Consider the following 9,748-nt stretch of genomic DNA (forward strand, 5'->3'; position numbering starts at 1 on the left):
CTGTAATATTTTTTTAAACAGAAAAACCAATTCCTTAACTTAGGATTAATCTATTTTTTTAGGAACCTCATAATTTTGTGATGCCCATTTGGGAAACGTTCTTACTATTTGAGTCAGTATTAAAAGCCGATACCCCACTATCGGCTTTTTTAAAATAGCTTGGGGCGAAAAAAACCGCCTTTTCTACCTTTTTTTTGGCCTACCGTGCTCCATAAGAATCAAATCCTGAAACCGACAACCAAATTGGTCTCCTTTTGTGTAAGTAGTAGTGAGAACTTAAAACCTAATGGGCTGGATCGATTACAAGAAATAACCCTTTGGATTAAGACGTTGATAGTCAGCCCATGATTAAATTTTTATAAAAATGCGTCTTTTATACAAAATATAGAGGAAGAGCCAAACCAAACCCGCAGCTCCAAAGGCAATAAGCACTTCATGCCATTTCTCGGGAAAGATTTTGAAAACCCCTCCAAACAATGTGGATGAGGTATATGAAAAATCAATGAAGCGATAGGCCAAATATACGGTAAGGGAATTCAGCCCAATGACCTTAAAAAAGAAGGCCCATTTTTTGAATCCTTTTACATCGATGATATAGTAGAAAAGGGCCAATATCAAACAGGACAAGCCGCTGGTAAGCATAATGAATGAACTGCTCCATAATCTTTTATTGATAGGAAAATGTAGGTTCCAGATAAGCCCGATGATGACACCCACCACTCCAATTAGAACCAAGTTCAAAGTCTTTTTGTTTGCGGTCGCATTGCCGCGCAGCGTATCCCCGGCCAAGCTTCCAAAAAGAGTAATGCAGAGTGCCGGGAATTGGGTGAGTAGACCCAACTCATCATAGTCTCCCTGCTTAAGACGTCCTGGCAGGAAGGTACGATCAAACCATCCCACCAAGTTACCCTCCAAGGATAGATCGCCAGCCCCGTAACCAGGTACAGGTACAAGGAATAGGGCCGCATAGTAAGCTATAAGGATACCAGCGATCCAATACAGTCTTTGAAGTTTGGAAAAACTCAGGTACAATAGCGCAGTGATAAAACAGGCAAATCCAATACGCCCCAGAACACTACCTAGGCGTATTTCGGATGGTTCAGAGAAAGGAAATGGACTGTTCTTGTAAAGAATTCCCAATCCGATCAGAATCAACATCCGCAGGAACACTTTTTTGTACAGGTTGGCCTTGGTGAGTCCCATTGTGAGTCCTTTATTCAAAGAGTAGGAAAGCGAGACCCCGGCAATGAATAGGAAAAGGGGAAAAATGAAATCGTAGAAGACAAAACCGTTCCAGGGTACATGTTTCAGTTGATCTGCTAGGACATCTACCCATGGCATTTCGGTCTTTCCCTTTAGAAGTACCAAAAAGGTTCCACCACCGGAGATAAAGAACATGTCAAAACCCCGTAGGGCATCCAATGAGAGTAGACGCTGGTTTTTTTTGGCGGTCATAAGTATAACTTATCTTAGCTATGAAGATATGACGTTTTTTCTTAGAATCGTTGAGATTGGTTTTTGTTGGATCCATGTTCCTCCTAACCTTTGTAATTCCGTGTGGCTGTAACAAATAGAATTGGTGCTACTCTATTCAACGTAGTTTAAACTTCCTCAAAAAAAATCTTATGAGCAGATTTTTTAGTACTCTGATGGCCGTATTTTTCGTTTTGGGATGTTCCGATTCCAGAAAGGCCGATACGATTAAGGATACCCATTTTTCAGAAGAACTTTCGGAACTCAAGGAATACTTTCAGATACCGGGACTAAGTGTTTTGGTGGGTCAGGGAGATGAAATTATCTATGAAGATTATAGGGGAATGGCCGATATCGGCCAACAACTTCCTATGGATTCCAGTACGACACTTCCCATGGCCTCTTTGACCAAGACCTTTTCAGCCATAATGCTGTTACAATTGGTCGATGAAGGAAAATTATCCTTGAACGAGCCCTTGAGAAACTATTCAGGGAACTTAACCATAGGCGACTCCATAAAAGTGAAGCACGCCCTGTCCCACACTTCTCAAGGCATTCCAGGACAACATTTTTACTACAACAATAGTCGCTTTATGCTTCTGGGTGATGTCATGGAAAAAGCAAGTGGGGAGGATTTTGAAACAAACATGTATGGAAGGATCATCAATCCCTTGCAACTTAAAAACACCTATTTGTTACAAGATTCCCTGCAACTGGTGAAGGAAAAAAGAAAGGTGGCCCAGCCCTATTTTTTGGGTGGGGAGCCACAGGGCGGTTATATGACCAAGGAGTCGAATCCCGGATTCATCGATTATGGATATTCTACGGCGGCCGGAATTTCGTCTACGGTTCGAGATTTGTTCAAATTGAGTAGGGCCCTAGATAAGAATACCCTGATTTCGGAGGCTTCCAAGAATAGCATGTTCCGTCCATTTCATTCTGGCCTGCCTTATGGCCTGGGAGCCTTTACTCAAGAATTTATGGGTGAAAAACTAGTATGGGGCTACGGTCAATACGATTGTTATTCCAGTTTATTCTTAAAAGTACCCAAGCGGGATTTAACCTTTATCATTGCCGCGAACAATAATCTTATGAGCGACCCGGCCCGGCTAATTGCCGGCGATGTCACCTATTCGTTATTTGCATTGAGCTTTCTAAAGAATTTTGTCCTTGACTTGGAGGAAGCCCACCTTTTTGAGGACCGAACCACCCTGAAATCTCTGAAAAATAGAATGGCCGAAAAAAGGAGACGGGAATTCATTCGCAAGAAATTAATGGCCCAATCCTTGGCGGCGACCTTTATGAGTAGATATGACGAACAGGAAAGTGAATTGAGTAAGCAAATCCTAAATCAACTGTTTATACATTTCCCCGATTACCGAGATTATGGAGATTTGGTCCTGTTGCGAAATCTGTATATGCTCAAGTTCATGGACCATATGCGGGATAAGGATGAATTCACCGATTTCGACAATCAAATTGAGGAGGCAGGCGAACTCCTGTTGGAAGCGGACAAAAACAATCCCTATGCCAATTTCTACATGGCCAACTTTTTTCAAATACAGGGAGCGCTGGACAAAAGTCGGGAATACTACAAAAACATTGTGGAAGCCAAAAACTTTTCCCCCTGGTGGTACACACGCGAGGCAGAACAATGGATTGAAGAGCATGCCCCTAAAGACTAAAAGACTAAATTTGGGGGTAAACGCGGTTCATCATGGTTATTTGAACAAATTGGAATTTTAATGTGTTTCAGAATACCATGGTATTAAGCCTTATTCTTTACTAAAGACCATACAATGTTGCCAAGGGAGGTTGGCAATGTTCCGTTCCAATTTTAGGCCTGCTGCCTGCATTTCCTTAACGGCCTGTGCCTGGGTCATTTTATGTAACCTTTTGATGGGTACCCGATCATCTTCGCCGCGATATTCGATCAGAAACACTTTTCCATTGGGCCGTAACGCCCTTTTTAGGGAAGCTATCATTTCAACGGGATAATTGAATTCATGGTAAACATCCACAAGGAGTGCCTTATCCACTGAATTTTTTGGCAGGTTCACACTTTTTTCGCTGCCCTTTATGAGTCTAACATTTTGGACCTTGCCCTTTTCCTTTTTCCTCCGCATCTCGGCCAACATTTCATCTTGAATATCCACGGCATAGATAAGACCTTTCTTGGCCATGGCCGCCATTCTAAATACATGGTAGCCCGATCCGGCACCGATATCGGCTATGGTATCACCGGCTTGGATGTCCATATTCTCCAAGAGTTTGGAGGTGTTTTCCTCGTCTTCCCGCACGGTGCGATCTAGCCACCTCATGCCTTGGAAACCCATAACATGGGCAATTTCGCGTCCCATATACCATTTCCCGATTCCGTTGGGATCTCCTTTTTTATGGGTATAACTTTCGTTGGGTTCAGTATCCTGGCCATGACATAGGTACAACAAGGATGTTGCAATGAAGAGAAATGCCAAGCAGCTAACTTTTTTCATGGATATTCTTGATTATTCCCAAGATAAGGATTTTGAGTTAGTGCCCCTTTCGAAAAAAGCGGATCTTAAAATATAGCAGTATTTTAACGAATTAGTTGACCGTACATCCAATTTCTGCAAGATTCCCTAATGTCTTACTGTTCTCACTATCCCAAACTAACTTAAAACTTACTTGTTATGTCATTGAACATCATTGTAATCGACGATTCCCCAATGCAACTTTTGATGTCCACCAATTTGATACAACAAAATAGGCAGTTGAACCTGTTAGGTGCCTTTACCAATCCTTTTTTGGGATTGAAAGCAATAAATGCCATGGATGTGGATATTGTGCTTTTGGATGTTGAAATGCCCGAAATAGATGGGTTTTCGCTCAAAAAATTGTTAGGTGACCCTATAAAGGTGATCATGTACTCCTCAAGGTCGTTATTTGAATTCCAGGCCTATGCGCAAGGAGCGATTGATTTTATACACAAACCCTTGAATACCGAACGATTGGATAACTCGGTTGCCAAAGTATTGCAGGAGGAAATCGCTTCGCAACACCAGGAAAAGGAATTTTCGGCACTTGCCAGTTAGCATATTGACTTGCTCAATAAAGAAAATCTCTTCCTATGGGCGATTACTACGTTGTTTGGAACAGCCCAGTTATGAAGTGATGATAAAAAAAACCGGCGACGAAACGTACACCGGCTTTTCCAAACTAACTCAAACTAAACTAACTACAACAAGATAATTTGTATTTTAATTTTGTCCATGGGCAACTATGTCCCATTTCCTTACATTTAATACCCAGGATTTTGGACCAACTCGGGGTTTGTTTGTATCTCGGAATCCGAAATAGGCAATAGCAAATGCTTTTCCTCAAAGGTCTGGCCGAAGGTATTCTGCCTTCCTACCAAATCGACGAAGGTAACATCACCATCGGCCCCAGCAGGATACTTTCGTGTCCGTACCATATCGAACCAAAGTTTTGAGTCGAAAATCAGCTCCCGATTTCTTTCCTTCCAGACCTCTTCTACAAAATCACCTACCGAAAGTCCAGCAAGTTCCGCTCGTATGGTTTCGGGATCCGTAGTCCAGTAGGCCCTTGCCCGTATCTGGGTAAGATAATCAACGGCCTCGGCGGTCACACCTTCCGATTGTGCTATGGCTTCGGCAGCGACCAATAGGGCCTCTGGGTAGCTGTACACCCTTAAATTCTTGGCAGACTGTGCCGTGGTAAAAAAGACCTCCTCGTCCAACCAGATATAGGGAGTCACCGGGAACGTAATTTCATCGCCACCCGTAGTGGTAAATGTGGTATGGAAATACTGTTTTTCTTGTGCCCTAAGGTCCAGAGTCTGGTCATATTGTGCGTAGAGTTCGGGCCTTGGCCCATACGCGTTATTGATATTCGCATAGGCCGATCCCACGCTACCACTGGTGGAAGCGGGAAATGACCATTGCGGATAGGGAAATGAACGGATACCGACCTCATATTCAATTTGGTAGATATAGTCTTCGGGCAAGGTTTTTGCCCTACGCATTTTGTTGTAGGCACTATTTTCCAAGATAACATTCCCATCCCCGTCCGTATCGTGGGGGATAAGGGAGAATGCACCACTATTGATTACCGCTCGTGCCGCTTCCGCTGCATTGGCATAGCGATTATCGGACAGTGGCGCCCCGCTCATGGTCAAATAAACATCCGACAAGAGCATTAGGGCAGTTTCCCGGGTGATGCGAAAACCGTTGTTCACCATATTACCATTCGGAAGGCTTCCTGCCGCCGTGGCTATGTTTAAATCTGAAACGATAAGGTTATACACCTCCGAAACCGGGGAGCGGGGTACAAAAACCTCTTCCAAACCACCCACGGGTTCGGTAATCAAGGGAACATCACCGAACATACGTACCAGATAAAAATAAGCAAACGCTCTAAAGAAACTGGCTTGTGCAATAAGGTTATTGCTTTCTGCCTCAGAAAGACCTGGCGTGTCCGGAATATTGGCAATCGCCAGGTTGGCCCCTGAGATACTTTGATAAAGATTCTGCCATATGCGGTTCAAGGTAGCATCTATCTCAGTAGGCGAGATGGCCAATTGCTGTGCAAGATCTACCTGACGTTCCTGCCCGCTGAACTCATTGTCAAAAAAACCGGAGAGATACTGAAGATACATGGCGTCAGAACCTCTAAATACCCCTTGCTGGAGATACATATCGGGAGCTCCGTTCTGATACAGAAAGTTTACGGCACTTTCAGCTTGGCCAGGCTCCGAAAAAAATTGATCAACACTTTGCTGGTCTCGTGGTTCCTCCTCCAAAAAATCGGAACAGGACACCGTGAATAGCATGAGACTTAAAAATCCTATTATTTTTAGATACTTCATAGCCATTAAAATTTAAGATTAAAACCTAGGGTAAAAGTTCTGGGCCTTGGATATTGAAAAAAGAAAATGTTCTGTCCGAATTGATTGGTATTCGAAGATCCCTCGGGATCGAATCCTTGAAAACTGTCGGACTGGAGTACAAATGCGTTGTCCACACTTCCATAAATCCTAAGCATATTAAGGCCTATGGAGTTTACGAAGTTATCAGGTAACGTATACCCCAAGGTGAACAAGTTCCCACGAAGATAGGATCCATCGGCTACCCAACGGCTATCTACCTGACTATTCTGGCCAGAAGTCCCTTGATTGCGAATTTCCTGTACCTGCGTATTCTGGTTCTGGGGCGTCCAGCCTTCCGTAAGGATGGTGCGCAAACCGTTGGCAATACCCGATCGATCCTCTGTGGAATGGTGTGCCTGTTGTAAGATGTCCACATCAAAGACGAACTGAAGGTCAGCCGTAAAGTCGAACCGCCCGATACGGAAGTTGTTGATAAAACTTCCGGTCCATTTGGGTAGGCCATTCCCAATAATGGTACGTTCCGCGGAACGTTTGGCCTCCCCGGGTAGGGCACCAACGGCTGCTGCTTCTGCTGCTTCATCCGTACCCCAGATACCTAAGCGTTCCAGCCCCCAAAAAGAGGCAACGGGTTCCCCAACACGAAGTATGGTATTACTCCCGGAAACAAAGCCTGGACCTGGAAAGATATCCTCGTCATTGGCGCCCAATTCTTCTATTCGGTTTACGTTGTAGTTCATGTTCAGGACCGATTCCCAAGAGAAATTCTCTTTTGAGTAAACAGAGCTTATCGATATATCGGCACCTCTATTGGAAATGGAACCAATGTTATCACGGATTTCATCAAAACCAGTAGAACGGGGTATCGGTCTTTCCAATAGTAAGTCCTCGGTCAGCTTATAGTAATAATCCAGTTCCAGATTGATTTGGGGATTGGTATTGGTACTTACTTCTACTCCCACGTCAAATTGAGTCGTGGTTTCCCAGCCTACATTTGGGTTGGGGATACGGGTTACAAAACTAGAGTTGGCCCGTTGTCCATTGATCAAGGCGGTACCCGATTCTATGGTAGCCAAGGTTACATAGGGATCTATTTCCGTATTCCCCGTAACCCCATAACTGGTCCTCAATTTTAACTGATTTACAAAAGAGGATTCCGATAGAAAGTCCTCCTCGGACAGCACCCAGCCCAAACCTACGGATGGAAAGAATCCATATTTGTTATTTTCACCGAAACGGGAGGAGCCATCGACACGCCCAGTTAAGGTCACCAGATATCTGTCCTTATGGGTATACCCTACTCGCGCAAAATAGGAGTTGATAGACCAGTCGTTGTATTCGGATCGGGGTTCCCCAAAGATGCTGCCTGATTCAAGGCGATAAAAGGACAAGGAATTGTCCGGAAACCCTTCCGATCTAGCACTGAATTCAAAGAATTCACGTTGCTGCCAACTGGCTCCGAGGACCGCATTGATCCGGGAATTTTCAAAGGACTTGTTATAGGTAAGGAAATTTTCCTGTTGCCAAAAGGTCACTTTTTGTTCTACGACCTCGGCCCTGCCCAAGGGTGCCGAAATATTTAGCAGATCGTTGGGTTGAAAATTTTGAAACGTACGGTCCTGTTTGTCAATACCAAATTGGGTCTTAAAGGTGAGCCCCTCGGCAATGTTGAACTCAAAGAAGACATTCCCGAATATTTGGTTTCGTAATCTACGCCGTACTTCGGTTTCCAGAACATGTACCGGATTGGCCATGGCCTCCAAATTAAAGTTATCCGTAATGGTACGGCTATTGGACCAGCTACCATCAGGGAAGCGCACAGGAAAAATCGGCGGCATTTCGATCATGGTCCGTCTCGGCATTTGGTTTCCCCCATCTTCTTGGTACGCATTTTCCTTGGTATAGTTTACCAATAGATTGGCCCCAAAGGATAGCCAATCCTTAATTTTGGTATCATAGGTTAATTTTCCGTTCCAGCGCTCCAGGTCGTTGTTGAGCATTATGCCTTCAATGTCGGCAAAGTTCAAAAAGACCCCCGCGGAAGAGTTCCCGTTTCTTTGCTGAATGGAGAGTTGATGGTTATGCGTAATGGCCGTACGCGTGGCCTCTTCTTGCCAATCCGTGTCGTACAAGGGATTTCCCTGGGCATCAAAAAGCCGGGGATCGTCCCGGGTCAAAATAGGTGCCACGGTTACATCATCACGATATTTTGGGGTGTTGGCAAAACCGGTCTCTACCACTTCCAGAAACTCCTCGGCATTGAGCAGGTCCATCTTTTTCCGTAATGTCCCGGCACTCATAAAACTATCATAGGAAACCGTTATCCCATCGGTCTTTGCGCCACGTCTTGTGGTCACCAATATGACGCCGTTGGCCCCTCGTGCCCCATAAATAGCCGTTGAGGAAGCATCCTTCAACACTTCCATACTAGCTATATCGTTTGGATTGAGAAATTGGAAATCTTCCATGACCACCCCATCTACAACAAAAAGGGGATCAGAACTGGAGTTTATGGTTCCCAATCCGCGAATTATGATTCGCGGAACTGCGGTAGGACTTCCAGAATTTAGATATACATTGGCACCGGCAACACGGCCCTGTAGACCTTGTATCGCATTGGCAACGGGTCTTCTTAACAAATCTTCCCCGGCTACACTGGAGACCGATCCGGTAACATCTGATTTTCGTTGTACCCCGTAACCCACCAATACCACTTCCTCAAGCTGCGCGGTATCCGTAGTGAGCTGAATTGACATTTCCTCACCTGGGGTGGCGGCCACCTCTTTGGTGACAAAACCAATATAGGATACCGTTAGTACGGCATCACTGTCTTCTATGGAAATCGTAAACTTTCCATCGAAATCCGTGACTACACCATTTTGCGTGCCTTTTTCAATGACATTCGCTCCAGGTAGGGGATCTCCATTGACATCGGTTACCGTACCGGATACCTGAAGTTGTTGATCCTCCTCTGCCTTTTCAGGCGGGGGAACTACCTTAACGGATTTCGGGACCGGAAGTGAACGAAGGATGATTAATTTTCGCCTTAGTTTATAGGAGATATCCGTTTGTCCGAATAACCTTTTTAAAACGCTGGACAATTTTTCATTCTCAGCGGTAACCGAAACCCGTTGATCGGCATCAATTTCGTTGTTCGTATACACAAACTTGAAGTCTGTAATAGCCTCAATTTCCTCCAGTACTTGCTGCATGGTGGCATTTTCAAAGCTTAAGCTTACCTTGGTCCGTTGTGAGTAGGCATTTGCATGCACGGACAGGATGGAGGCTAGTAAAAGAAAGAACGTAAGCTTCAACGCTAAACTTATTTTAATGGAATTGAACGTAAAAAGTCGAATTCCTTTTAATTTTTCCATATTTTTAAAGGATTTT

General features: G+C 44.4%; 6 protein-coding genes. 2 read left to right on the top strand and 4 right to left on the bottom strand.

Annotated features, from left to right (window positions below):
- Window positions 1-348: 348 nt before the first annotated feature.
- Entirely contained in the window at window positions 349-1,455 is a 1,107-nt protein-coding gene (locus Q0993_RS11480) for a DUF5009 domain-containing protein (protein ID WP_299533097.1), read from the bottom strand.
- A 170-nt stretch (window positions 1,456-1,625) separates the two neighbouring features.
- On the opposite strand from Q0993_RS11480, the gene Q0993_RS11485 reads away from it, so the two are divergent.
- On the top strand, window positions 1,626-3,158 hold the full coding sequence (locus tag Q0993_RS11485; RefSeq protein WP_299533099.1) for a serine hydrolase: 1,533 nt from the start codon (window positions 1,626-1,628) through the stop codon (window positions 3,156-3,158).
- A gap of 90 nt (window positions 3,159-3,248) precedes the next feature.
- Here the strand turns inward: Q0993_RS11485 and Q0993_RS11490 are convergent, their stop codons facing one another.
- Window positions 3,249-3,968: a class I SAM-dependent methyltransferase gene (locus Q0993_RS11490; RefSeq protein WP_299533102.1), complete on the bottom strand. Its 720-nt coding sequence runs from the start codon at window positions 3,966-3,968 to the stop codon at window positions 3,249-3,251.
- Between the two features lie 177 nt (window positions 3,969-4,145).
- On the opposite strand from Q0993_RS11490, the gene Q0993_RS11495 reads away from it, so the two are divergent.
- Complete coding sequence (locus Q0993_RS11495; RefSeq protein WP_299533105.1) at window positions 4,146-4,547, top strand: response regulator; 402 nt, start codon at window positions 4,146-4,148, stop codon at window positions 4,545-4,547.
- 206 nt (window positions 4,548-4,753) lie between these two features.
- Here Q0993_RS11495 and Q0993_RS11500 read toward each other — a convergent pair whose 3' ends face one another.
- Together Q0993_RS11500 and Q0993_RS11505 are read right to left on the bottom strand one after the other, a co-directional pair.
- Window positions 4,754-6,340 carry a RagB/SusD family nutrient uptake outer membrane protein gene (locus Q0993_RS11500; RefSeq protein WP_299533108.1) on the bottom strand — a complete coding sequence of 529 codons (1,587 nt, stop codon included), beginning with the start codon at window positions 6,338-6,340 and terminating at the stop codon, window positions 4,754-4,756.
- A 5-nt stretch (window positions 6,341-6,345) separates the two neighbouring features.
- Window positions 6,346-9,732: a SusC/RagA family TonB-linked outer membrane protein gene (locus Q0993_RS11505; RefSeq protein WP_299533111.1), complete on the bottom strand. Its 3,387-nt coding sequence runs from the start codon at window positions 9,730-9,732 to the stop codon at window positions 6,346-6,348.
- Window positions 9,733-9,748 lie beyond the last annotated feature (16 nt).

The organism is Ulvibacterium sp. (assembly GCF_028285715.1).
Classification (GTDB): domain Bacteria; phylum Bacteroidota; class Bacteroidia; order Flavobacteriales; family Flavobacteriaceae; genus Ulvibacterium.

Excerpts from the sequence above, each read along its gene's own strand:
- Q0993_RS11490 (WP_299533102.1), bottom strand. The coding sequence starts at position 3,968 with ATGAAAAAAGTTAGCTGCTTGGCATTTCTCTTCATTGCAACATCCTTG.
- Q0993_RS11480 (WP_299533097.1), bottom strand. The coding sequence starts at position 1,455 with ATGACCGCCAAAAAAAACCAGCGTCTACTCTCATTGGATGCCCTACGG.
- Q0993_RS11495 (WP_299533105.1), top strand. The coding sequence starts at position 4,146 with ATGTCATTGAACATCATTGTAATCGACGATTCCCCAATGCAACTTTTG.
- Q0993_RS11505 (WP_299533111.1), bottom strand. The coding sequence starts at position 9,732 with ATGGAAAAATTAAAAGGAATTCGACTTTTTACGTTCAATTCCATTAAA.
- Q0993_RS11485 (WP_299533099.1), top strand. The coding sequence starts at position 1,626 with ATGAGCAGATTTTTTAGTACTCTGATGGCCGTATTTTTCGTTTTGGGA.
- Q0993_RS11500 (WP_299533108.1), bottom strand. The coding sequence starts at position 6,340 with ATGAAGTATCTAAAAATAATAGGATTTTTAAGTCTCATGCTATTCACG.